This is a genomic window from Polaribacter sejongensis (assembly GCF_038024065.1).
Classification (GTDB): Bacteria; Bacteroidota; Bacteroidia; order Flavobacteriales; family Flavobacteriaceae; genus Polaribacter; species Polaribacter sejongensis.
Genome location: NZ_CP150667.1, coordinates 2,781,074 through 2,806,477, shown reverse-complemented (window position 1 = coordinate 2,806,477; position 25,404 = coordinate 2,781,074). Strand labels below are relative to the sequence as shown.

24 protein-coding genes are annotated in these 25,404 nt (G+C 28.3%); 10 read left to right on the top strand and 14 right to left on the bottom strand.

Going from position 1 to position 25,404, the window contains the following annotated elements; all coding sequences use genetic code 11:
* Positions 1-597: 597 nt before the first annotated feature.
* A complete protein-coding gene (locus WHD08_RS11815; RefSeq protein WP_208890690.1) occupies positions 598-1,506 on the bottom strand; it encodes a diacylglycerol/lipid kinase family protein in 909 nt (302 codons plus the stop codon).
* A gap of 115 nt (positions 1,507-1,621) precedes the next feature.
* On the opposite strand from WHD08_RS11815, the gene rnr reads away from it, so the two are divergent.
* The 3 genes from rnr (at position 1,622) to tatA (WHD08_RS11800) (ending at position 4,938) form a co-directional block, all read left to right on the top strand.
* Positions 1,622-3,847, top strand: coding sequence for a ribonuclease R (rnr, locus tag WHD08_RS11810; protein WP_208890691.1), 2,226 nt, complete (start codon positions 1,622-1,624; stop codon positions 3,845-3,847).
* A 157-nt stretch (positions 3,848-4,004) separates the two neighbouring features.
* On the top strand, positions 4,005-4,694 hold the full coding sequence (locus WHD08_RS11805) for a head GIN domain-containing protein (RefSeq protein WP_208890692.1): 690 nt from the start codon (positions 4,005-4,007) through the stop codon (positions 4,692-4,694).
* 55 nt (positions 4,695-4,749) lie between these two features.
* Complete coding sequence (tatA, locus tag WHD08_RS11800; protein ID WP_068447859.1) at positions 4,750-4,938, top strand: twin-arginine translocase TatA/TatE family subunit; 189 nt, start codon at positions 4,750-4,752, stop codon at positions 4,936-4,938.
* Positions 4,939-5,137: 199 nt separating this feature from the next.
* Here the strand turns inward: tatA (WHD08_RS11800) and WHD08_RS11795 are convergent, their stop codons facing one another.
* The 6 genes from WHD08_RS11795 to WHD08_RS11770 all read right to left on the bottom strand — a co-directional run bounded on the left by WHD08_RS11795 (position 5,138) and on the right by WHD08_RS11770 (position 11,319).
* Positions 5,138-6,013 (bottom strand): LytTR family DNA-binding domain-containing protein, encoded by an 876-nt coding sequence (locus tag WHD08_RS11795; protein WP_208890693.1) that lies wholly within the window; start codon positions 6,011-6,013, stop codon positions 5,138-5,140.
* A gap of 275 nt (positions 6,014-6,288) precedes the next feature.
* Entirely contained in the window at positions 6,289-6,606 is a 318-nt protein-coding gene (locus tag WHD08_RS11790) for a heavy metal-binding domain-containing protein (protein WP_165731391.1), read from the bottom strand.
* A gap of 72 nt (positions 6,607-6,678) precedes the next feature.
* Positions 6,679-7,608 (bottom strand): SPFH domain-containing protein, encoded by a 930-nt coding sequence (locus WHD08_RS11785; protein ID WP_208890694.1) that lies wholly within the window; start codon positions 7,606-7,608, stop codon positions 6,679-6,681.
* 160 nt (positions 7,609-7,768) lie between these two features.
* A complete protein-coding gene (locus WHD08_RS11780) occupies positions 7,769-8,305 on the bottom strand; it encodes a hypothetical protein (RefSeq protein WP_208890695.1) in 537 nt (178 codons plus the stop codon).
* A gap of 2 nt (positions 8,306-8,307) precedes the next feature.
* Positions 8,308-9,828, bottom strand: coding sequence for a glutamate--tRNA ligase (gltX, locus tag WHD08_RS11775; protein ID WP_208890696.1), 1,521 nt, complete (start codon positions 9,826-9,828; stop codon positions 8,308-8,310).
* A gap of 651 nt (positions 9,829-10,479) precedes the next feature.
* Positions 10,480-11,319 carry a hypothetical protein gene (locus tag WHD08_RS11770; protein WP_208890697.1) on the bottom strand — a complete coding sequence of 280 codons (840 nt, stop codon included), beginning with the start codon at positions 11,317-11,319 and terminating at the stop codon, positions 10,480-10,482.
* A 110-nt stretch (positions 11,320-11,429) separates the two neighbouring features.
* Here WHD08_RS11770 and WHD08_RS11765 point away from each other — a divergent pair, with 110 nt between their 5' ends.
* Genes WHD08_RS11765 through WHD08_RS11750 form a run of 4 tightly spaced genes read left to right on the top strand, consistent with a single transcriptional unit; the run spans position 11,430 to position 18,075 of the window.
* Positions 11,430-14,822, top strand: a complete 3,393-nt coding sequence (locus tag WHD08_RS11765) for a DUF4175 family protein (protein ID WP_208890698.1) — start codon at positions 11,430-11,432, stop codon at positions 14,820-14,822.
* A gap of 2 nt (positions 14,823-14,824) precedes the next feature.
* The gene (ybeY, locus tag WHD08_RS11760) at positions 14,825-15,235 is read left to right on the top strand and encodes an rRNA maturation RNase YbeY (protein ID WP_208890699.1); all 411 of its coding nucleotides are present in this window, start codon (positions 14,825-14,827) and stop codon (positions 15,233-15,235) included.
* A 49-nt stretch (positions 15,236-15,284) separates the two neighbouring features.
* Entirely contained in the window at positions 15,285-17,162 is a 1,878-nt protein-coding gene (mnmG, locus tag WHD08_RS11755) for a tRNA uridine-5-carboxymethylaminomethyl(34) synthesis enzyme MnmG (protein WP_208890700.1), read from the top strand.
* 55 nt (positions 17,163-17,217) lie between these two features.
* Positions 17,218-18,075, top strand: a complete 858-nt coding sequence (locus tag WHD08_RS11750; protein WP_208890701.1) for a class I SAM-dependent methyltransferase — start codon at positions 17,218-17,220, stop codon at positions 18,073-18,075.
* A gap of 802 nt (positions 18,076-18,877) precedes the next feature.
* Here WHD08_RS11750 and WHD08_RS11745 read toward each other — a convergent pair.
* The 6 genes from WHD08_RS11745 to panB form a co-directional block, all read right to left on the bottom strand.
* Positions 18,878-19,276, bottom strand: a complete 399-nt coding sequence (locus WHD08_RS11745; protein ID WP_208890702.1) for a DoxX family protein — start codon at positions 19,274-19,276, stop codon at positions 18,878-18,880.
* A gap of 12 nt (positions 19,277-19,288) precedes the next feature.
* A complete protein-coding gene (locus WHD08_RS11740; RefSeq protein WP_208890703.1) occupies positions 19,289-19,702 on the bottom strand; it encodes a hypothetical protein in 414 nt (137 codons plus the stop codon).
* Positions 19,703-19,733: 31 nt separating this feature from the next.
* Positions 19,734-20,120, bottom strand: a complete 387-nt coding sequence (locus WHD08_RS11735; protein ID WP_208890704.1) for a VOC family protein — start codon at positions 20,118-20,120, stop codon at positions 19,734-19,736.
* A 3-nt stretch (positions 20,121-20,123) separates the two neighbouring features.
* Positions 20,124-20,582, bottom strand: coding sequence for a DUF1801 domain-containing protein (locus WHD08_RS11730; RefSeq protein WP_208890705.1), 459 nt, complete (start codon positions 20,580-20,582; stop codon positions 20,124-20,126).
* Positions 20,583-20,984: 402 nt separating this feature from the next.
* Positions 20,985-21,923, bottom strand: coding sequence for a 2-hydroxyacid dehydrogenase (locus WHD08_RS11725; RefSeq protein ID WP_208890706.1), 939 nt, complete (start codon positions 21,921-21,923; stop codon positions 20,985-20,987).
* 163 nt (positions 21,924-22,086) lie between these two features.
* A complete protein-coding gene (gene panB, locus WHD08_RS11720) occupies positions 22,087-22,905 on the bottom strand; it encodes a 3-methyl-2-oxobutanoate hydroxymethyltransferase (protein WP_165731405.1) in 819 nt (272 codons plus the stop codon).
* Positions 22,906-23,190: 285 nt separating this feature from the next.
* Between panB and WHD08_RS11715 the strand changes: the two genes are divergently transcribed.
* The 3 genes from WHD08_RS11715 to WHD08_RS11705 all read left to right on the top strand — a co-directional run bounded on the left by WHD08_RS11715 (position 23,191) and on the right by WHD08_RS11705 (position 24,854).
* The gene (locus WHD08_RS11715) at positions 23,191-23,757 is read left to right on the top strand and encodes a sigma-70 family RNA polymerase sigma factor (protein ID WP_208890707.1); all 567 of its coding nucleotides are present in this window, start codon (positions 23,191-23,193) and stop codon (positions 23,755-23,757) included.
* A gap of 3 nt (positions 23,758-23,760) precedes the next feature.
* A complete protein-coding gene (locus WHD08_RS11710) occupies positions 23,761-24,024 on the top strand; it encodes a hypothetical protein (RefSeq protein ID WP_208890708.1) in 264 nt (87 codons plus the stop codon).
* A 188-nt stretch (positions 24,025-24,212) separates the two neighbouring features.
* Positions 24,213-24,854 carry an O-methyltransferase gene (locus tag WHD08_RS11705; RefSeq protein ID WP_208890709.1) on the top strand — a complete coding sequence of 214 codons (642 nt, stop codon included), beginning with the start codon at positions 24,213-24,215 and terminating at the stop codon, positions 24,852-24,854.
* Positions 24,855-25,043: 189 nt separating this feature from the next.
* Here WHD08_RS11705 and tatA (WHD08_RS11700) read toward each other — a convergent pair whose 3' ends face one another.
* Positions 25,044-25,370: a twin-arginine translocase TatA/TatE family subunit gene (gene tatA, locus WHD08_RS11700; RefSeq protein ID WP_165731409.1), complete on the bottom strand. Its 327-nt coding sequence runs from the start codon at positions 25,368-25,370 to the stop codon at positions 25,044-25,046.
* Positions 25,371-25,404 lie beyond the last annotated feature (34 nt).

The window sequence follows — 25,404 nt, the reverse complement described above, 5'->3', positions numbered from 1 at the left end:
ATCAGCAAACTTTTATAAGTAAATTTGGTATATTGAATTAAAATTACAATACAGCGAGTACTATGACATACACAACTTTATTTATGAGTTTTTGATAAAAGTTTATCAACATAAAATTAACCATTTGTTTACATCAATTGGGTTGTTAACTATTAAGAGTTTTAGGTTAACTACTGTTTATAACTATTGTTAATAACTCTAATTTTAAATTGATTTTTAAGCTTTTAAGTAACTCATAACTTGTCAATGATTTTTAATAACTGAAATTAAAAAATAAAAAGACATTTTTTTATAGTAGCTATTCACACACTATTATAACCATTATTGTTTTTTTTAAATTTAAAAAGAAAATATAATTATTATAAAGAATGTTTATAACTGTTGAAAACGAAAAAATGAAATAGGAGGAAAGCGAAAAGAAAATAGAGAAGAAATTGACTTAAATTTTATTAGACTCTTTATTTTTCTGTTTATAGAGAATAAAAGTATTTTAATAATTTAAAGTTGCGTTACCTTTTATAAAAACAAAAAAGCATATTGTCTTCAATGTCTTTTTCTTTAAAAATATAAGCTATATTGAAATTATAAAGTTGATTTTTAATTAGTAACTACAAAATTAATAGCTTTTTCAATAATTTTTACTTGTACTTCTCCAGTTCCAATTACCTCACCATCAGCCTGAATAAAAGGTTTTGCTGTTTTTGGAACCACCCTAATTGCTTTAGTTTTATAAGTTTCTAGTTTTTTATGATCTACAATTTTACCAGAATATAATTTAGGTAGATTTAAAATTAAATCTAAGATATTCAGGTTTTTAGCTATGGTAACATCTAATAAACCATCTGTGCTATTTACATTTTTTGTAAACTGCATTCCGCCACCAGAAAATTTACAAATCCCAAAAACAGTCATTAAACAATTAGTTTCTAGTATTTTATCATCAAAAATAATTTTAAACACCGTTTTTTTATAAAATAATAAACCAGCTATTCCGCTTAATATATACGCTAGAGAACCAAAACTCTTTAAAGTTTTTAGTTTATTAACAATGTAACCATCATACCCTAAACCTGCTACATTATTAAAAAAAACAGTGCTATTATCAGTTTCTAAAACACCAATATCTTGTAAAATAATGTTCTTTTTATGAATAATTTCAATCGCTTTTTTAACGTTATTAGGTATATTATAAGTCTTTATCCAATCGTTACCAGTTCCCTGTGGAATTACAGCAATAGTTATATCAGAAGTTTTTGCGTACCTTTGCATCATTATTCCGTTAACTACGTTATGTAGTGTTCCATCTCCACCAATCGAAATAATATTTCTAAAACCTTGTTGAATTGCGGTATCAACCAATTCAATTTCGTGTTTAGAAAATTTTGTAAAAGCAAAAGAAAAGTCTATTTTCTTATTGTTTAGTAATTGTTGAATTTCCTTCCATTGTTTAGAAAAATTCCGATTTCCAGAAATAGGATTTGCAATTATAAACCAAGATGTAGACATAAAAATAATAATTAAAGTAATGCCAAATTACAATTTTAGATTGATAACCATTTTTTAATAGCCAATCACAGTAAATATTTGTAATTTAGTATCATATAATAAGAAGTAAGAATTAATGACAAAAAAGAAGAATAAAATATATAAAAAGAAAGGGAACGTTGTAAAAGACTTAACTAAAAATATATTTAAAGTATTAAAACAAGACAGCGAAAAATCCTATAATCATAAGCAAATTGCTGCAAAATTAAAAATTTCTGATACGGATGGGAAAACCCAAATAATTAAGAAATTAGCAGAATTAGCTGCAACTAAAGAAATAAAAGAAGTAGAACGCGGTAAGTTTCAAGTAAATGTTGATAGAAAATATTCTATTGGTACTTTAGATGTAACTTCTACAGGAAACGGATATTTTGTTACCGATGATTATGAAGACGATATTTTTATTCCGAATATTAATTTGGGTAAAGGTTTACATAACGATACTGTAAAAGCATATGTTTATAAAAGACGAAGTGGTAAGAAATATGAAGCTGACGTTGTAGAAATTATAGAAAGAGCAAAAACAGAATTTGTTGGTGTTTTACAAAAAAGTAAAACCAAAAATTTTGGATTTGTAGTGCCAGATAATAACAAAATGTATGCAGATATTTTTGTATCTGAAAGCAAGTTGAATGGGGCAGTAGATGGCGATAAAGTACAAGCTACTTTGTTAGATTGGCCTAAAAACTCTAAAAATCCTTTCGGAAAAATTACAACTGTTCTTGGTAAACCAGGAGATCATAATACAGAAATGCATTCTATTTTATTAGAATATGGTTTGCCGTTTGAGTTTGAACCAGAGGTAGAAAAAGACGCAGAATCTTTATCAATTGAAATTACAGAAAAAGAAATTTCTAAGCGTAGAGATATGCGTAAAGACTTAACTTTCACGATAGATCCTAAAGATGCGAAAGATTTTGATGATGCCTTATCATTCACAAAATTAGAAAATGGGAATTATGAAATAGGAATTCATATTGCCGATGTTTCCCATTATTTACAACCAAAAACTATTTTAGATGATGAAGCTTATAAAAGAGCAACATCTGTTTATTTAGTAGATAGAGTAGTACCAATGTTGCCAGAAATGTTATCTAACGGAGTGTGTTCTTTAAGACCACATGAAGAAAAATTAACGTTTTCTGCTGTTTTTGAATTGAATAAAAAAGCACAAGTAGTAGGAGAGTGGTTTGGTAGAACAGTAACGTACTCAGACCAACGTTTTGCATATGAAGAAGCACAATCTATTATAGAAAATGTAAAATTATCAGATGATGTTCAGGCGTATACTATGCCAGAAGATATTTCTATTACAGATGAATCTTATGTAGTAGCTCCAGAAGTTGTAGAAGCTACTTTAAAGTTAGATGAATTGGCTAAAATTCTTCGTAAAAAAAGAATGAAACAAGGTGCAATTTCTTTTGATAGAGTAGAAGTGAAGTTCAATTTAGATGAAGAAGCAAACCCAGTGGGTGTATTCTTTAAAGAATCTAAAGATGCTAACAAATTAATTGAAGAATTTATGTTGTTAGCAAATAGAAAAGTAGCTGAATTTATTGGTTTTTCTAAAGGAAAAGCTACCAACAATACATTTATTTACAGGGTTCATGATGAGCCAGATGTAGAAAAATTAGCTTCTTTAGAAAATATGGTCCGTAAATTTGGATACAAAATTAATACAGATACCAAAAAATCTACTTCAGATTCTTTAAATCAGTTGTTAAGTGATGTACATGGTAAAGCAGAATCTAACATGATTGAGACTTTAACTATTAGAACCATGTCTAAAGCAGTGTATACAACTCAAAATATTGGGCATTACGGATTGGCTTTCGATTATTACAGTCATTTTACGTCGCCTATTAGACGTTATCCAGATGTAATGACACATAGATTGCTGCAACACTATTTAGATGGCGGAGAAAGCCCAAAAGCAGATAAGTATGAAGAAAAGTGTAAACATTCTTCGAATAGAGAAGAATTAGCTTCTAAAGCAGAAAGATCATCTATTAAATACATGCAAGTAAAATACATGCAAGATCATAAAGATGAAATTTTTGAAGGTGTAATTACCGGTGTTACAGAATGGGGTATTTATGTAGAAATTTCTTCTAATAAATGTGAAGGAATGGTGAGAATTAGAGATATAAAAAGTGATTATTATCTTTTTGATGAAAAGCAATATGCTATTGTAGGTCAAGCTTCTAAAAAAATGTATCAATTAGGAGATGATGTTAAAGTAAGAGTAAAACATACAGATTTAGAAAGAAAACATTTAGATTTTGCTTTAATAGAAGCCTAATTTTTTTAAATGGTAAATATTTGATTTAAAATTCATTAACTAAATTTTAATATTTTAAGATTATTATCTTTTTTATTTTTGTGACAATAAAAAAGATAAAAAGTCTTTATAGTGGTATAATTGTTGAATTAAATATAATAATCAAAAATTTTAAATAATGAAAAATATAATATATATCTGTACTATACTGTTAAGTTCTGTAACAATTGCACAAACAACTGTAACTAAAAATTTAGGAGATTATTCTGAGTTAAAAGTTTATAATGGAATAGAGTTAGAGTTGATAAAATCTGCAGAGCAAAAATTAGAAATTACTGGAGAAAAATCTGAAATGGTAAAAATTAAGAATGTGAATAACATCTTAAAAATATCATTACCCTTTTCATTAAAGCCAGAAAACAATGCTGCAGATGGTCAAGTATTAGTAAAACTATATTATAACAAAAATATAGCTATTATAGATGCTAATGAAGGTGCAACGGTAACCGGTAAAGATATAAATCAAGATAAATTAGAAGTAAACTCGCAAGAAAGAGCTTTTATTAATTTAACAACAGACGTTAAATATTTAACTGTTAAAACATCATCTGGCGGAATTATAAAATTAACTGGTACTGCAGATAACCAAGAAGTAGATGTAGACTTATATGGTATTTACAATGGTTTTGACATGCAAGTAACTAGTAATTCTAATGTTTTTGCAGGTACAGGAGCTAAAGCAGAAGTTTCAGTAGGTAAAACCTTAAGTGCTAAAGTAAGCTTTGGAGGATCTATTTTTTACAAAGGAGATCCAGAGGTTGTTCAAGATAAAAAAGTAATTGGTGGAATTATTCAAAAAAGGAATTAACAAAGGTTACTGTTATTCCCTTTTTTGTATATTTGTATATTAAATTAAAGAAAACATGTATAGTTTAGCAACAAATTTTATGTTCATTGGTGGTCCACAACTAATCATTATTGTGGTAGTAGTTTTACTATTATTTGGTGGTAAGAAAATTCCAGAACTAATGAAAGGTTTAGGAAGCGGAATTAAAGAGTTTAAAAACGCTGCTAAAGAAGAACCAGAAGAAAAATTAGAAGAGAAAAAATAATAATAAGTTATTCTTTTTAAACATAAAAAAAGCTCAATTTGTATAATACAAGTTGAGCTTTTTAGTATACGAATTAAAAAAATCCCCCAATATTTTTAATCCTTTTTCATTGACACAAATATATATATCTTAATCGAAATTATTAAAAATTTGTTATAAACAGGAAGATTTTTACGGTATTTGGGATAAATGGGAAGGTTTATTGTATCAAACTTTGTAAAGATTGTTTAGAAAAACTTCTAGATACTGGAATAACTATTGGTATTAATTTTGAACCTAATAAATAACCTCGTGCATTTCCAGAAATATCAGTAATATAATTCACATTTACAATATAACTTTTATGACATCTTATAATATTAGGATACTCTTCTAATTCTTTAGTTATTTTGGTTAATGTAACTCTTAATATTTTTTCTTTCAGATTATTATCATGTAACAAAAAGAAACTTGCATAGTTTCCTTGAGAAGTAACATAAACTAAATTATCTATTTTGAAAGTAATATTTTCTTTTCCATTATCTGAAGTAATAGAAATCTTACTGGCTAGTTTTTTAGAAATATCAATTTCTTTATCTTTTTTTATTTCTTTAATTTCTAATACCTTTTTTTCTCTTCTTTCTCTTATATTTTTTTCATTAATAAAAAGAAAAAAGGTTAATGGAATTAAGCTCATTAAAAATGTATAGAAAAGAAATTCTAAAAGGCTAAACCTTCTAAGGTGATAGGGTCTTGTATATAGATCACTAAAATACCAAACAATAGTTCCCATTATTATAATACTTACCACTATTAAAAATAGATTTCTACCAATAGTCCATTTATCTTCATTAAAATAATCTTTAAAAATAAGTGGTGGTACATATTGAATAATAAAAGCAGATATAAAGGCAGTAATACCTATTGATAAAGTATATTCTAAAAGAATAACTTCAAATTGATTCAAATAAAACGGTCTAAAAATATATAAAAATATAAAGATGAATAACCCAAGAGAAAAACTAATTTTTAGTTTAATTTTTATGGATGGATTAAAATAATAGGGCGTTGAAAGCCATTTAAGAATATTTTTCATAAAAATTATATTTTATAAAAATTTTAAAAATAATAGTTATTTATCAGTATTTCAACAAGAATCTATCTAGTTTTCAAACTAAATGAAAGTTAAGATAATTAAATTACGAAGTAAGTTAAACTATTTTTTTATATTAAAAGTGATAATTTATCCTTAGATGATCTTTAATATTTTTTACGAATACAATGTGCATTAAAATTTAGGAAAAAAAGCTTAATAAAATTTTTAGTAGAATATTTTATTAAGCTTATGATCATTAAAAAGTAGCTATTTTACTATAACTTTACTGCTGTTCCAGAGGCTGTAACCATTAGCATTCCTCCATTTTTACCAACAGTTTCATAATCTAAATCTACCCCAACAATAGCTTCTGCACCTAAAGAATTTGCCATTTCTTGCATTTCTTTTAAAGCAGAATCTTTAGCTTCTCTTAAAACTTTTTCATAAGAACCAGAACGTCCACCAACTATGTCTCTAATTCCTGCAAAGAAATCTTTAATAAAATTAGCGCCAATAATGGTTTCTCCTGTTACAATACCTAAATATTGAGTTGCAGGTCTGTTTTCTATGGTGGGAGTTGTTGTAACTATCATTTCTTGTAATTTTTTATAAGGTTACTTCATCTTTTATTAAAGTAACAAAAGATGAAGTATAAATGTATTTACTTATTTATCTAATTTTTTAGGTTTTGCATTTTTCATTGCTTCACCAATTTGGTTACTTGCAGTAAAACTTGCTACCATATCATTCAACATTTGACTACCCGCTTGTGGAGAATTTGGTAATAATATTAAATTACTGTTAGTTTCACTACCAATAGACTGTAAAGTATCATAATGTTGCGTTACAACGATTAATGCAGATGCTTCTTGGCTATTTATACCAACTCTGTTTAAAACGTCTACAGACTCTTCTAAACCACGTGCAATTTCACGTCTTTGGTCTGCAATACCTTGTCCTTGTAAACGTTTACTTTCTGCTTCTGCCTTTGCTTTTTCTACAATTAAGATACGTTGTGCATCTCCTTCATATTGAGCAGCTGTTTTTTCTCTATCTGCAGCATTAATTCTGTTCATTGCTATTTTTACTTGTGCATCTGGATCAATGTCTGTTACAAGGGTTCTAATAATATCGAAACCATAATCTAACATGGCATCATTTAATTCTGTTTTTACAGCAATGGCAATGTCATTTTTTTTCACAAAAACATCATCTAATTTCATTTTAGGTACTTCTGCTCTTACCACATCAAAAACATAACTTGTTATTTGATCATGCGGATAATCTAATTTATAAAAAGCGTCATATACTTTTTCTGTGATTACTTTATATTGTACAGAAACTTTCAATTTTACAAAAACATCATCTAAAGTTTTAGTTTCAATAATAACATCCAATTGTTGAATTTTTAAACTCAATTTTCCAGCAATTTTATCAACAAAAGGAATCTTTAATTTAAGTCCAGATTGTTTAATGCTATGGTATTTTCCAAAACGCTCTATAATGGCAGCAGTTTGTTGCTTCACCATAAAAAATGATGAAAATAAGACAAGTGCAATTATAACAATAGGTATAATAATAGTAGTTGATATCATAGTTTATTTTTTATTTAGTTAATAATTTGTTTATATGTAAAGATAGGGTATTTAAGTAATTATTTATAGGACGTATTTTTATTATATTGTTACAGTTTTATTAAAAAAAAATCCTGTAAAAAGTATTTTTACAGGATTTTTATATTGTGAAGTTTATAAATTATTCTTCTTCTTTTGGAAAAACTTTATATATTTTTTTGTTGTACTTAATCCACTTTTTATATTGCTTTTCAGAAAGTAACGCTTTTATTGTTTTATCAAGTTCTCTATCTTCTTTCTTTAATATTTCAGAAATAGGCTTGAGGTTTTCACTCATTGTTGTCATCACTTTTTTTTGTGAAGAATTATCACCAGTTTTCATTACTGTTTTCTGATAATTTTCAACCATATCTTTCGTACTTCTTAATACAAACGTATTAATTCTAGTGATGTCTTTAATATCTTTATTGTACTTAGTCAATACCCTAGAGAATTCTTGTCCTTCAGTTGAAGAAAGCTTAACACTTGATTTTTTAGCTGCTTTTTCTATGTCATAATTAACAATACCAATATATCTTTCTACATTAAAATCTGGATCTGGAGCCTTTTGTTCCGTTTGTGGCATTTGATTTTGTCGTTGTCTACTACTACCATTTCCATATTGTGCTTGAGCTGTAAGAGCACAAAATAGAATAATAAGAAGGATAAAATTTTTCATAATTAAAGTTTTTCTATTGCGTTTTCTAATCTTTTAATAGTTTCATTTTTACCAATCATTGCAATAATATCAAATAAATGTGGACCCGCTAATTTACCAACTAAAGATAAACGTAAAGGTTGCATTACTTTACCAAAACCAATTTCTTTAGCAGTAATCCATTCTTTAATTTCTTTTTCTGTATTTTCTGATGATAAATCTTTGTTTGATGAAATTACAGTAATTAATTCTTGCATTAATTCAGCTGTTCCTTCTTTCCAATTCTTTTTAGAAGCTTTTGCATCGTATTCTGTTGGTGTTTCAAAAAAGAAACTAGATAAATCCCAAAAATCATTTACAAAAGTTGCTCTTTCTTTAATTGATGAAACTACTTTTAAAACAAACTCTTTGTCTTTTGTAATTCCTTTTTCAGCTAAAAGAGGCAAGTATAGATCAGTCAATTCATCATCAGACTTTGTCTGCATATATTGTTGATTGAACCATTTTGCTTTATCCGGACTAAATTTTGCTCCAGATTTACTTACACGTTTTAATTCGAAAGCTTCAATTAATCCTTCTAAATTAAATAATTCTTGTTCTGTTCCAGGATTCCATCCTAAGAAAGCCAACATGTTTATAAAAGCATCAGAAAAATAACCATCTTCTTTGTATCCACGTGAAACATCACCAGAGACTTCATTCGTATATTCTAAAGGAAACACTGGGAAACCTAATTTATCACCATCACGTTTGCTTAATTTTCCTTTACCAACAGGTTTTAAAATTAACGGTAAATGCGCAAATTTAGGAGCATCCCAACCAAAAGCTTTATATAGTAAAACATGTAGTGGCATAGAAGGTAACCATTCTTCTCCACGAATTACGTGTGTAATTTCCATTAAATGATCATCAACAATATTTGCTAAATGATACGTTGGCATTCCGTCTCCTTTAAATAAAATTTTATCATCTAAAGTATTGGTATCAATTCTAATATTTCCACGAATTTCATCTTCCATTCTTAAAAGCTGATCTTGTGGCGTTTTAAAACGGATTACATAATTCTCACCAGCATTAATTTTGTTTTGTACTTCTTCATCAGTTAAAACCAATGAGTTTACCAAACGTCCTTGTGCTCTGTTATGCCAGTTGTAAATAAAGGTTTTTCCTTCTGCTTCGTGTGCTTTTCTTTCTGCATCTAAAGCTTCAGTAGAATCAAAACAATAATATGCCCAACCAGTTTCAATTAGTTTATCTGCATATTCTTTGTACAATTCTTTACGTTCTGATTGTCTGTAAGGACCAAATTTTTCGTTCTTTCCTGGACCTTCATCAAAAGGAATATTACACCATTCTAAAGCGTCTATAATATATTGTTCTGCATTTGCAACATAACGCGTTTGGTCTGTATCTTCTATACGAAGCACAAACGTTCCATTGTATTTTTTAGCAAATAAATAATTGTATAAAGCTGTTCTTACACCTCCAATATGTAAAGGTCCTGTAGGACTTGGTGCAAAACGAACGCGAACATTAGATTCCATTTTTTTGTTTTTTTTGATTCCTGCTAAAGCAGCTAAGACATTATATATGTACCTTAAAGAATAATTAAGGTGCTTTTTTAATGCGCAAAGATAGTTTTTAAAAGAGAGAATAGAAATTAGGGAAAAGAAAAATTAGCGGTGTTTTTTAATTACAAAAGATGAATAAATAAAATGAATCTTACTAGGTTCTAAATGAATGGTGTTAAAAAGTCTTCTACAAGCTCAGACAGACATTCGTCTTTTTTAATTGGAAGTATAGATTTTTTATTAATTTTAGAATCGTATAAATTAAAAAAAGAAATATCAATTTAAACTCAAAATGTCAAACTGAGCCTGTCGAAGTTTTAATAAAAGTTCATTTCGGAGATAGTTAAATAAATAAATTAAAACTTTTGATAATTTAATTTTAAAGTTCAAAAGTTATTATAATTAAAAAGTCTTCGACAAGCTCAGACAGACATTCGTCTTTTTAATTGGAAGTATAGAATTTTTATTAATTTTAGAATCGTATAAATTAAAAACGAATATCAATTTAAACTCAAAATGTCAAACTGAGCCTGTCGAAGTTTTAATAATATAAAAAGACCCTTCAGGTTTTTAAAACCTGAAGGGTCTGATATTCTTACTAATTTTGATATATGAGTTAATTTTCTAAAACTTTTTATAAATTCCAACTGTTAAAGCTACTTGTTTGGCAACATTGTTTCCGTAAAAAGCAGCGGGTAAACTTGCTGTAATTCCAAAATTATCAGAAAACTCTCCAATTGCTTTTAAACCTACAACTCCATATTCTTGATCATTAACATACAAACCTGTTGCTTTATTAGAATTTGGTATTTCTACATCTCCATTTTTAAATGATTTTTCGATATCTAGAAAACCAATCAACCAAATATTTTTATAAACTTTACCACCATATTCTCCACCAACTTTAAAATTAGAACTGTAATTATTGGTTCTAATTTTTGTACCTATAAATGTTTGTAAATAAGATTTATTAAAACTTTTACCAGCTAAGAATAGGGGAGTGAACGTAAATGCATCATAACCTGTTCTTAAACCAGAATTTTCATCATACGAACCTGTATTCGATTCTATAGAAAACTGACCAGAAAGTAACCAATCTTTTTTATAGAAATTATGTTTTACACCAATTTCAATATTTCCTAAAGCAGTTTTATTATTTGTATATTCTGGACAAGGACCAAATACACAAGGATTTACTAACTCTTTGTGTTTAATAATTTTATAAGGCATATTTACAATCAATGTTGTATTATTTGTAAGACCATATTCACCATAAAGTTGAACTGTATTATCAGTTAGTTCACCATTAATAGTATAATCAGGATCACCAAACAATTCATTATAACTAGGTATGGTAGAAAACGATATTTGTGTGTAAAATTTCCCTTTTTCTTGTGTCCAAGGTCCTTGAGAAAATGCAGATATGGATAAGAATAAAAATAGAAAGTTGGTAATTTGTTTCATTTTTTTAATTTTAAAATTTAGTGGTGCTATTTTTTAATTACTCACAAAAATCGTTTTAACAATTATTTGGTTGTGCATCTATGTAAAAATAGTACTTTTAAACGTTATTTATGGCAGAATTTAAGAATTTAGAAGAGAAGTTACATCAATTTACACGTAAATATTACACCAGTGAATTGATAAAAGGAAGCATATTATTTCTTTCTTTAGGATGTTTATACTTTTTTTTCACGGTGTTTATAGAATATTTTTTGTGGTTAAAACCAACCGCAAGAACTATTTTATTTTGGATTTTTATATTAGTGGAAGTTTTTTTGTTAGTTCGATTTATTTTTCTCCCAATTTTTAAATTAATTGGTCTTAGAAAAGGAATTACTTATGAACAATCTTCCAAAATAATTGGTGCTCATTTTCCGGAAGTTCAGGATAAATTATTGAATGTTTTACAATTGAAAAAAAACAGCAATAATTCTGACTTATTGTTAGCAAGTATTCAACAAAAAGAAACAGAATTACAACCAATTCCGTTTGTAAAAGCTGTAGATTTTACCAAAAACAAAAAGTATTTAAAATATGCGATAGTTCCTGTTATAATATTTTTAATAACCTTATTTACAGATAGTAATGATAAATTATCTCAAAGTTTACAACGTGTTGTAAATCATAATACAGCTTATAATCCGCCTGCTCCATTTTTATTTTCGATTAAAAATAACGATTTAAAAGTGATACAAGGAAAGTCTATTTCTATTTTGGTTGAGACCCTCGGAAAAGTGTTGCCAATCGAAGCGCTTATCCACTTTGAAAATCAGCAATATTTTTTAGAAAATAATGGTAACGGAACCTTTACTTATACTTTTTCTGATGTTGAACAACCAATTGATTTTTTTATTGAAGCAAACGGAGTTCAATCTCAAGATTATAAAATGGAAGTGATAAAAACACCTACTATAAATGCTATTTCTTTAGATGTTAAGTATCCTAGATATTTGGGTAAGAAAAATGAAATGATCAAAAATTCTGGTAATGTAATAGTTCCCGAAGGTACTACTATTACTTGGAATGTATCTGCAAATCAAACAGATTCTATGGCTTTTATCAACAATAAAAAAAGTGTTTTTTTTGATTCAAATTCAGACAATATTTTTTCATATTCTAAAATAATTCAGAATCCGTTAAATTATCAAATTTCATCATCGAATAAAGATTTAAAAGATTTTGAGAATTTACAGTTTTCTGTGGATGTTATAAATGATGAATTTCCATTGATTTCTGTGCAATCTAATATTGATAGTACTTCACGTGGAGCTGCGCAGTTTGCTGGTCAGATTTCTGATGACTATGGAATTAAAAAATTACAACTCGTTTATTATGATGACGAGCAGCCTGAAAATCAAAATAAATTTGAGTTATCAATAACGAAAGAAAATATTCAAACTTTCTTTTATCAGTTTCCTGACGGATTAAATTTGGAAGCAGGAGTTAACTATGAATTGTTTTTTGAGGTTTTTGATAATGATGCTATAAACGGAAGAAAAAAAACAAAATCTAAAATTTTTAATTATCGACAAAAAACAACAGATGAAGTAGAGGAGGAGTTGTTGCAAGAACAAAGAAATACGATTAATAATATTTCAAATTCAATTCAGAAACAACAAAAGCAGCAGAAAGAATTAGAAAAAGTTCAGCAAGATTTACAAGGAAAGAAGCAGATTAATTGGAATGACAAAAAGAAGATTGAGAAATTTGTAGAGCGTCAGAATAATTATAATAAAATGATGCAACGACAAACTGAAAAGTTACATGAAAATTTAGATGAGAAAAAGGAAGAAAATGAGAATCTTCAGGATAAAAAAGAAGAATTAAAAAAGCGTATTGAAGAACTTAAAAAATTAGATAAGCAACAAAAACTTTTAGATGAAATTCAGAAAATGGGAGAGAAGCTTAACAAAGAAGATTTGTTAAAAAAGGCGAAGGAATTATCTCAACAAAATAAACAACAAGAAAGAAGTTTAGAACGTATTTTAGAATTAACGAAACGTTTTTATGTTGAGCAGAAAACAATGCAAATTTCGAATAAGGTTGAAGAATTATCTAAAAAACAAGAAGAGTTATCTAAAAGTAAAGAGAATAATTTAGACAATCAGAGAGAAATAAAAAAGGAATTTGAAGCTATAAAAAAAGATTTAGAAGAATTAAATAAAGACAATAACAAGTTAAAGGAACCTATGGAGCTTCCGGATGTGGAAGATGAAAAAGAAGATATTGATGGTGAATTAAAAAAATCCGAAGAAAGTATTTCTAAAGAAAACAAAGTTAATGCAAAAAAGAGTCAAAAGAATTCATCAAAAAAGATGAAAGAAATGAGTGCTAAAATGCAGAAAGCAATGATGGAAATGGAAGGAGAATCTATGGAAGAAAACATTGATGACTTGCGTAAAATTTTAGAAAACCTTGTTATTTTTTCTTTCAAACAAGAATCTTTAATGCATAAGTTTGAAGAAATTTCTACATCACATCCAGATTTTGGTCAAGATTTAAAAAAGCAAAATGAATTAAAAACTTATTTTGAACATGTAGATGATAGTCTGTATGTGTTGTCTATGAGATTGCCTAAAATCTCATCAATTATTAAAGATGATTTATCTACAACGCATTATAATTTAGAACAATCTTTATATAATTTTTCTGAAAATTTATTTTCATATGGAGTTTCTAATCAACGTTACGTTATGACTTCTGTAAATAGTTTAGCAGATTATTTAAGTAATATGTTGAGTAGTATGAAGAATTCTATGTCTATGAAAAAGGGCAAAGGAAAGAAATCTAAAGGCAAAGGTTTTAGTTTGCCCGACCTTATAAAGAAGCAAGGAGAGTTGTCTGAAAAAATGCAGCAAGGAATGAAAAAAGGTAAAAAACCTAGTGATAATAAATCTGAAGGTAAAGAAGGCAAAAAAGGAGATAAACCAGGAGAAAACGATAAACCCGATGGCAAAGGACAAAATGGTAAAGGAGATAAACAGGGAAAGAATGGAAAGAAAGGCAGTAATGGAGAAGGAGGGTCTATAGATGATTTGGATGGAGAAATTTATCAGATTTATAAGCAACAAAGTTTATTAAGACAAGAATTACAAGAACAAATTAAAATGTCTGAGGAAGCTGGAAATGGTGAAAATTCAGAAGCAAACAAAGCTTTAAAAAAGATGGAAGACTTAGAAAATGAAATTTTAGAAAAAGGTTTTAACGCTGAAACACTTCAAAAAATGCAGCAATTAAATTATGAATTATTAAAGTTAGATAAAGCTGCTTTAGAACAAGGAGAAGATAAAAAAAGAAAGTCTAATTATAATTTAAAAGAATTTGAAAAGAGAAATATAAAGGCTTTAGAATTTAAAAAGCAGTTTTACAATCAAACAGAGATATTAAACAGACAATCATTACCTTTGCAGCAGAATTATAAAAACAAGGTTAGAGCATATTTTTCTGACTCAAATAAGGATTAATTATGGTTACTTTTAATTACGAAACAGATTTTGATTTAAAAGATGAAAATCTTTTAGAATATTGGATTGATAATGTGGTTTCAAAAAAAGGTTTTAGTTTAGGTGAGTTGAACTATATTTTTTGTGATGACGAATACCTTCATAAATTAAATGTAGAGTTTTTACAACATGATACTTTAACGGATGTAATTAGTTTCGACAATACTTTAGGTAAATTAATTAGTGGAGATATCTATATTTCTATTGAAAGAGTTGCTGACAATGCGAAAGATTTTGAGGTTTCTTTTATAGAGGAATTACACAGAGTGATGATACATGGTGTACTTCATTATATGGGATATAAAGATAAAACAGAAACTGAGAAAAAAGAGATGAGAAATGCTGAAAATACGGCATTATCTGAATTCAAATAATTGATAATCAATAATGTAAATACAAGGTTTCACGTGGAACCATAATATAATGAGTTTATTTTCAACAACATACGACGTTATTGTAGTAGGAGGTGGTCACGCTGGGAGTGAGGCTGCAGCTGCTGCTGCAAACATGGGTGCACACACCTTATTAATTACAATGAATTTGCAAAATATTGCGCAGATGAGTTGTAATCCTGCAATGGGAGGAATTGCTAAAGGACAAATAATTAGAGAGATTGATGCTTTAGGAGGTTATAGCGGAATTGTTACTGATAAAACAGCGATACAATTTAAGATGCTTAACAAATCTAAAGGACCTGCAATGTGGAGTCCGAGAGCGCAATCTGACAGAATGCAGTTTGCAGAATGCTGGAGAGCGATGTTAGAGCTGACCGAAAATGTAGATTTTTATCAAGATTCTGTAAACGGTTTATTGTTTGATGATAATAAAATTATTGGAGTAAAAACTGCTTTAGGTTTAGAAATTAAAGCCAAAACTGTGGTAATAACTGCTGGTACTTTTTTAAATGGATTGATCCATATTGGAGATAAAAGTTTTGGAGGTGGTAGAGCAGGTGAGGGAGCATCAACCGGAATTACAGAAGATTTAGTTGCTAAAGGTTTTGAATCTGGTAGAATGAAAACAGGAACTCCACCAAGAGTAGATGGTAGATCTTTAGATTATTCTAAAATGATTGAGCAACCTGGTGATGAAGTTACAGAGAAATTTTCTTACTTACCAACTACTAAAGCATTGGTAAAACAACGCTCTTGTTGGCTTACGTATACAAATTTAGATGTGCATGATTTGTTGCGTACAGGGTTTGATAGATCTCCAATGTTTAATGGTAGAATTAAATCTACAGGACCAAGATATTGTCCTTCGATAGAAGATAAGATAGATCGTTTCGCAACGAAAGATAGACATCAAATGTTTATTGAGCCAGAAGGATGGACTACTTGTGAAATGTATGTAAATGGTTTTTCAACATCTCTTCCAGAGGATGTTCAGGACAAAGCAATTCGTTCTGTAGCCGGTTTTGAAAATGTAAAATTTTTAAGATATGGCTATGCGATTGAATATGATTTCTTTCCTCCAACGCAATTAAAACATTCGTTAGAAACTAAAATAATTGAGAATTTATTCTTCGCAGGACAAATAAATGGAACCACAGGTTATGAAGAAGCTGCTGCGCAAGGTTTAATGGCGGGTGTAAATGCTGCTTTAAAAACGCAAGAAAAAGAACCTTTTGTTCTAAAAAGAAACGAAGCTTATATAGGTGTTTTAATAGATGATTTAATTACAAAAGGTACAGAAGAGCCTTATAGAATGTTTACATCTAGAGCAGAATATAGAACCTTATTAAGACAAGATAATGCAGATTTAAGATTAACACCAATCGGTTTTAAATTAGGTTTAGCCTCTCAAGAAAGATTAGATAGAGTTATCGAAAAACAAGAAAAAGCAGATTTATTAATTCATTTTTTACAAAATACAAGTGTAAAGCAAGAGGAGATAAATCCTATTTTAGAAGCAAAGAATTTAGCATTGATTAACCAATCTATGAAGCTTTATAAAATTGCTGCAAGACCTCAATTAGATTTTTCTGATTTTAAAAGTGTAAAGAAATTAACTGCTTTTTTAGAAGAAAATAATATTGATAAGGAAGCAATTGAACAAGCTGTTATTCATTTAAAATACTCTGGTTATATAGAGAAAGAAAAGAATAATGCTGATAAATTAAATAGGTTAGAGAATGTAATGATTCCTTCTAGTTTTAATTATCAAAAAGTAAAATCTCTGTCTTTTGAGGCTAGAGAAAAGTTGACTAAAATTCAACCGACATCTATATCACAAGCAAGTAGAATAAGTGGCGTTTCCCCCAGCGATATCTCTGTGCTTTTGGTTTATATGGGTAGATAAATTGTGAAAATAATTGCTATGTTCCTCGTGGAACATATTATAAAGAAAAAGTATTATGGGGGAGAAAAGAGGGCTTCACAAAAAGTTAGAACCTTATTTAAACTGCAAAGATTTTACGGTTTCAGATGAAACTTATGAAGTGATGTTTAATACAGAATATGATATGTTGGTAACATCACCAATTCCTGTAGATCTAGAAAATTACTATAAGAGTGAAAATTATATTTCACACACTGATAGTAAAAAAACATTAATGGATAAGGTTTATCAGTCTGTAAAGAATGTTACATTAAGGAGTAAATTAAATTTAATTAATTCCTTTAAAACAGAGTCTAAAAATATTTTAGATGTTGGAGCAGGTACGGGAGATTTTTTAAAAGTTTGCGTATCTAATCATTGGAATGTTCTTGGTGTAGAACCAAGTGCTGATGCTAGAGAAATTGCAAATGATAAAGGAGTTATTTTACAAGAAGAATTACTTGATATCCAAAATAAAAAATTTGATGTTATTACGCTTTGGCATGTTTTAGAACATGTAGAAAAATTGTCTGATTACATTTCTAAATTAAAAGAATTGCTTTCTGAAAATGGAAGATTGATCATTGCAGTTCCGAATCATAAAAGTGATGATGCAAAATATTATAAAGAGTATTGGGCGGCTTTTGATGTGCCAAGACATCTTTGGCATTTTTCTCAAAATTCAATTCAGAAAATTTTTTCTGAAGAGAATATGATTGTAGAAAAAACATTGCCAATGAAGTTTGATTCTTACTATGTTTCGCTTTTAAGTGAAAAATATAAAACAGGAAAAATGAATCCTTTGAAAGCACTTCATAGAGGTTTTGTTTCCAATTTAAAAGCAAGGAAAACAAAAGAATATTCTTCTTTAATTTATGTAATTAAAAATAAGTAGAATTATAATTTTTCTTTTTTAAAAGAATTATCAACCTTCAAAAAAATAATTTTGAAGGTTTTTTTATAAGCAAAAAATCAAGTTGTTCCTCGTGGAACATTTTAGTTTTTAATCTAAAATTAGGAGCGTTTTTTAAAACAATATTTAAAAAATTGATTTAAGAATGGTTTTATGGTTTAGCTACAAACATTAAATTAAAAAATAGATTACCAGATAAGAACGATTTAATTTTATCTAATGATTATTAATGTTGGAGTAGTGGTAGCATTTGTAGAATTATAGAATAACCGTTTTACGTATTTAAAACAAGTTTGAAAAGTTCAGTTACTTCAAGATAAATTACTTTTTTATAAATAGAAGTAATTAGAATGTAATTCTGATTTTTAGTTTCTAAATTAAATTATAATTAGTTTTTACTAAAAATTGTATTCTCTTTTAAATTCTGGTTTAGTTGTGTTTTTTCTTATCGGATAAAGTTCAATTTTTTTTGTAAACAAGTCGTAATGTATAAATATTTAAGAATACTAAATAAAGATGTTTTTAAGAAAGAGATATCAAAATTGAAAAAAAGAAGGTTCTAAAATCAATTTTCAGTTTCATTTACATCAAAAAGAAGAAAAGTATATCTTACTTTAGTTTTTGTACTTAAAAAGCCATTAAAAATGATTTTAAAAAGACTTGTTAAAAGTTTAACTCTAATAGAATAGAAATACCTTAGCTAAAAAAGAAAAGCTCTTAAAACGATTGTTTTAAGAGCTTTTTCTATAAATATTATTTATATAATTGATAAAAAATATCAGTTTTACTTATTTAGTAAATATACACCACAAAGTGAAATGATAAAATAGACACCTAAAGACATCGCTCCTGGATAATCTTTTGCAAGACGTTGCCCAATAAGCATAAAAATTATACTGATCGCAGAAAGCTGTATTCCGAGTAATGCAATTTCTTTTGCTTCTGAAGTATAAATTTGATACACTCCAACAATCATAAATCCTACAGCAAGAATTTCTATGATTAATAAAATGAATAATAAAAACGGAACACTGCCTTTTAATGGAGAATTTTTAAAATGATCTTTTATAAAAGAGATCGTTCCTTTCCAATCTAGTATTTTTTCGAATGCAGATATTAAAAAAGTAATGATTAAAAATAGTAAGATTAAAATCTCAGTTGGGTAATCAGATAAAAAATGCATAATTACTTCTCTTTATGATTTTCCAAATAATCGTTGTAAAAAGCTTTTCGACTTTTCTTTCATCTCTTGTAGTTCTTCTTTAGCATCTTCTGCAAAATCGGCTAAATGTTCTGCAGCGTCTCCAGCTAATTCAGAACCTTTTTCTTTTAAATCTTCATAGGTTTCTTTGGCGTCATCTGTAAATTCAGTTGTTTTTTGTTTTGCTATTTCAGAGTATTCTTCTGCTTTATGTTTTACTTTATCTATGTTTTCATCAGATAAAAGTTCATTTACTTTTCCTTTTGTATCTTCAAAAACTTCTTTAGCATCTTCTATAAATTCATTCGCTTTTTGTTTCGTATTTTCAAGGGTTTCTTTTGCATCCTTAGAAATTGAACCAGCAGTTTGTTTTAGGTTCTCCTCTAAGTTTTTACTTTTTTCTGACATGATTTTTTGATTAATTTGTTCATATATATTTCTAAAGAAAAGCTTTATCTATCGGTTCCCAAAGCTCAATTTTGTTTCCTTCGTTGTCTAAAATCCAACCGAATTTACCGTAGTCATGTTCTTCCATTTCACCCACAATAGTAACACCTTCTTTCTTTAATTCAGCTAATAATTGTACTAAATTTTCTACTCTGTAATTAAACATAAAGTCCTTTTTAGAAGGTTCAAAATGTTTGGTATCCTCTGCAAACGGACTCCATTGTGTTGAACATTTATTCCCATTTTCATCTTTCCACCAGAAAGTACATCCCCAATCATCAGTATTAAAACCTAAATGATTTTTGTACCATTCTTTGGCTGCTTTGGCATCTTCAGATTTAAAAAATAAACCTCCAATTCCTGTAACTCTATTTTTCATAAACTACTTCTTTTTAATATTAGTTTCATAAACTGCTATCCACTCATCAACAGTTATTTTTTTACATAATTCAGCAATTAATTCAAAAGGAATTTCTGCTACTTTTTTAAAACGGATACAACTTTTACCCATATCTAATTTCCGTTTGCAATGTTTTGGATATTCATTTACAAACCAATCTTTAATTTCTGGAACGGCATAAATACCGCTATGATATAAATTTATGGAGTTTTTTTGAGAAGCAAAACTCATAAAAGGCAAAGGTTCTTTTGGGTTGCAATGATAACCATCTAGATACAAAGAATGAGGAACATAATAGCCGATCATTCCATACTGAATACCTTCTTTAAAACCGTTAGGTAGGTTTTCTAGAATAGTTTTTCGTAATTTATGTAACGCACTTTTACGATCTTCAGGTACTTGGTTTATATACTCTTCTACTGATGTTGCTTTGTATGGCATAGTAATTTTTTTATACAATTGTCAATATGAAATGAGACTTTTGACGATTGAGAAAACTCATAAAAATTGACAATAATAAATTTCTTCTTATTTTTTATTAGGAATAAGAAAGGCTAACAAGTTAATGAATTTTTGTGATTTCAAAGTATTGAATAAACCTATAAAGAAGCTAACGTAAAAACGAGCAACCTCATGAGATTACTTCTAAAAAGATCGAAATGACAAAACTGGGTGTAAGCATAGCTGAACATAAAAAAAACACAAAATTGTCATTTCGACCAAAGTAGTAGTCTCATAACAGTGATAACACAACCCTATGTAATTACTCCTTAAGTTTTATAAAATAAAAAGACCCTTCAGGTTTTTAAAACCTGAAGGGTCTGAATGTTAAAATAAAATGATCTAATTAAATTTTGCCTTAATTTTATCTACAATAGTCTGTGCTAATCGTTCTTTACTTTCAACAGTCCAACCGGCTACATGCGGTGATAATAAAACATTTTCTGAATTGATTAAATATTGAAAAGCATCTGGCATTTTATCATCAGAAAACAAATTTTCAAAAGATGCTTTTTCGTACTCTAAAACATCTAAACCAGCACCTAAAATCTTACCTTCTTTTAAAGCTGAAACTAAATCTTTGGTAACAACAGATTTTCCACGTGCGGTATTTATCAACCAAAAAGGCTTTTTAAAACCATTGATAAGGTTTGCATTTATCATATTTTGAGTAAGAGGTGTTTGTGGTATGTGTAAACTTAAAACATCTGCCTTTTCTTGTAATTCTTCTAATGAAACTTGTTTACAATTTGCATCGCCAACATTTGGTTTTATATCATAACACAAAACTTCCACATCAAAACCACGAAGTTTTTTTGCAAAAGATTTCCCCATATTTCCATAACCAATTAAACCAACCGTTCTTCCGTCTAGTTCAATTCCGCGGTTTTCTTCTCGTAGCCATTTTCCATTTCTAACTTCTTTATCAGCTTTGTTTAGCTTGTTAAATAACGATAATAGCATTCCTAAGCTATGTTCTCCTACAGCGTTTCTATTTCCTTCTGGAGCAGCAATTAATCCGATATTTAAGCTTTTTGCGTACTCACAATCTATATTTTCTAATCCAGCGCCAACACGTCCAATAAACTTTAGATTGGTTGCTTTGTCTAAAAATGTTTTATCAATAGAAAAACGACTTCTAATGATAAAACCATCGTAGTTGTGAATTTTAGCTAAAATTTCTTCTTTTGAAGAAGTGTAATCTTCATCGTTAGTATATCCTAAATCATTTAATTGATTTATCAACAAAGGATGATTTGAGTCTAAGTGTAGTATTTTCATTTGTAATAATTTTTTGACCACATAGAAACATAGTCAACAGAGGTTTTTATTTCCCACAGATTTCACAGATAAACACACACTTCATTCGTGTTTATCTGTGAAACTAGTGGATCATATTTTTGTAACAACAAGTCCCTTCCCTTTGGGAAGGTTAGGATGGGCCCTAATACTGCTCTTTATCATTAGGGAAATCACTACTTTTTACATCATCAATATAAGATTTAAAAGCACCCGTCATTTCTGTATGCATATCTAAATATCTACGTAAAAAACGAGGATGAAATTCATGTGTCATTCCTAACATATCATGGGTAACTAAAACCTGACCATCAACACCATTTCCCGCACCAATACCAATTACAGGAATAGAAATAGCCTCTGCAACCTCTTGTGCTAATTTAGCCGGTACTTTTTCTAAAACAACGGCAAAACAGCCTAATCTTTCTAACATTAAAGCATCTTCCATTAATTGTTCTGCTTCTTCTTCTTCCTTTGCTCTTACGGTATACGTACCGAATTTATAGATAGATTGTGGTGTTAAACCTAAATGTCCCATTACAGGAATTCCGGCATTTAAAATGCGTTTAATAGATTCTTTAATTTCTTTACCACCTTCTAACTTTATAGAATGTCCGCCGCTTTCTTTCATAATTCTAATAGCAGAACGTAACGCTTCTTTTGGGTCCGATTGGTAACTACCAAAAGGTAAATCTACAACCACTAAACATCTAGTAATAGCTCTAACTACAGAACTTGCATGATAAATCATTTGATCTAAAGTAATAGGTAAAGTTGTTTCATGACCTGCCATAACATTAGAGGCAGAATCTCCCACCAAAAGAACATCGATTCCAGCTCCATCTAAAATTTTTGCCATTGTAAAGTCATAGGCAGTTAACATGGAAATTTTCTCTCCATTTTTCTTCATATCTACCAAAGATTTTACCGTAACTTTTTTATATTCTTTTTTTGCTGCTGACATACTTTATGTTTTTTAAATAGTATGTAAATGTAAGGAAAAGCATTAAATATTAAACTAGTTAATCTTGCGTTAATCTTAATCAAATAAAAAATAATAACTGATTTAGTTGTCTATATTTATGTTTTTCTAAGAATAGACTTCGTTTTATTTTTGTTGTAATTTATGTCTATTTTAGACTTCTAATTTCTTATTAATTGAATTTATTTAGGAGATTTTACGATATGAAGGAATTGTATATGTACAAAGAATAAAAAAATAACATTATCTTTGAGTTTTATTTATTAGATGACAGAAGAGCAAGTTGTATTAAACACAGACAAATGGATAGATAATTATGCAGATTATATGTATAATTATGCTGTTGTGCGTGTAAATAATAGTGATTTAGCGAAAGATTTAGTTCAAGATACTTTTTTTGCTGGCTTAAAATCTGCTAAAAATTTTCAAGGAAAATCTACCGAAAGAACGTGGTTAATTTCTATTTTAAAAAGAAAAATAATAGATTATTATAGAAAAATAAATTCTAAAAAAGGACAAGCCGAAGTTAGAATGAATTTTTATGATGATGGTGAAAATGAAGGTAATTGGTTAGAAGAGAGAGTGCCACAGAGTTGGGACAATCAGTCGGAAAAAACCATTGAAAACGAAGAATTAAAAAGTCAGTTAGAATCTTGCATAGATGCTTTACCTGAAAAATACGGAATGGTTTTTAGAATGAAAACTATTCAAGAGTTTGAAACTGAAGAAATTTGTAAGGAATTAGATATTACGGCGTCAAACTTATGGGTTATTATACATAGGGCAAGAACACAGCTTAGAAAATGTATGGAAGATAACTGGTTTAATAATTAAGAGATGTTTAAAAGTTTAAAAATTACTTGCGACGAAGCCACAACTATTTGTGATAAAAATCAATATGGTGCAGCTACCTTATTAGAAAAAATGAAATTAGGTATTCATTTTATAAGGTGTAAAAAATGCGCTAAATATTCAAAACAAAATAATCTTCTTACAATACTGTATAAAGGACATGCAAAGAGTTGTAAAGAAAATAAGATTTGTATGAGTAAAGAAGATAAAGAAGCTCTAAAAAAAGAGTTTGATAAAATAAAGTCATAAAGATATTTTGGTAGTTTTTAAAAAACTACATTTTTTGATTTTTTGTTAGATTGAAACGGGATTTATAGAAATATAGATTCCGTTTTTTTAGTTTAGAATATTAGATTATTATTATATTCGATTATTAGAAATTACAATCCAACAATCCAACAATCCAACAATCTAACCATCAAACAATCTAAAAAAGGATGCATTTTTTACCAGAAAATATAGACAATTACGTTGTGGAACATTCACAACAAGAGCCAACCATTTTAAAAGAATTAAGTAAAGAAACTTGGCAAAAAGTATTGAATCCTAGAATGTTAAGCGGTGCTTTTCAAGGAAGAGTATTGTCTATGATTTCAAAATTAATTCAGCCAAAAAACATTTTAGAAATAGGTACGTATACTGGTTATTCTGCATTGTGTTTAGCGGAAGGATTGTCATCCGAAGGAAAAATTTTTACTTTAGATAAGAATGAAGAATTAGAAACACTTCAAAATAAATATTTTGAAAAATCTGGTTTTAGAAATCAAATAGAACAATTTGTGGGGAATGCAATTGAGATTATTCCTACTATTGACCAGAAATTTGATATGGTTTTTATTGATGCAGATAAATCTAATTACATCAACTATTTTCATTTAATTATTGATAAAATGAATTCTGGTGGAATTATTTTATCTGATAATGTACTTTGGAGTGGAAAAGTAGTAGAAAAATTAGATCCTAAAGACAAAGACACCAAAGTTCTTTTAGAATACAATAAACTATTAAATACAGACGATAGAGTAGAAACGGTACTTTTACCAATTAGAGATGGTTTAACAATAACTAGAGTAAAATAGTTTCCGCTCTGCGGGATAAAAAACATCGTTTACAAAAATAAGAATAGCTGTTTTACAAACTGATATACTGTTTAAAAAGTAATTTTTGAATAGTATATTATAGTTTTCTGCCTGGGCAGGAAAGATCGTTTAGAAACGTTTTTGAGAGTAATCTGTTTTTCTAAAAGTAAATTTTGAATGACGTAATAATTAGAAATTACGCTTTATCGGGCCAGTTAAATCTTCAATATCTTGTTTTACAGAATTGATTCCTTTATTAATATCTTTTGTAATATTTTTAAATTCCTGGTTTGCGCCTTGAGATACCTCTTTTGCAGAATCTGCTTCTGCTTTTGGTAATTTAGAACTTTCGTTAATTTCTCTCTTAATATCGTTGGTTGCATCTTTTACTTGACGCATTCCTTTTCCTAATCCTCTGGCAATTTCAGGAATCTTATCTGCACCAAAAAGCATTACCACAATTAACATGACAACCATTATTTCTGGACCACTTATAAATAAAAGAATTGTATTCATATACTACAAAGGTAAATATTTATTCAATATATAA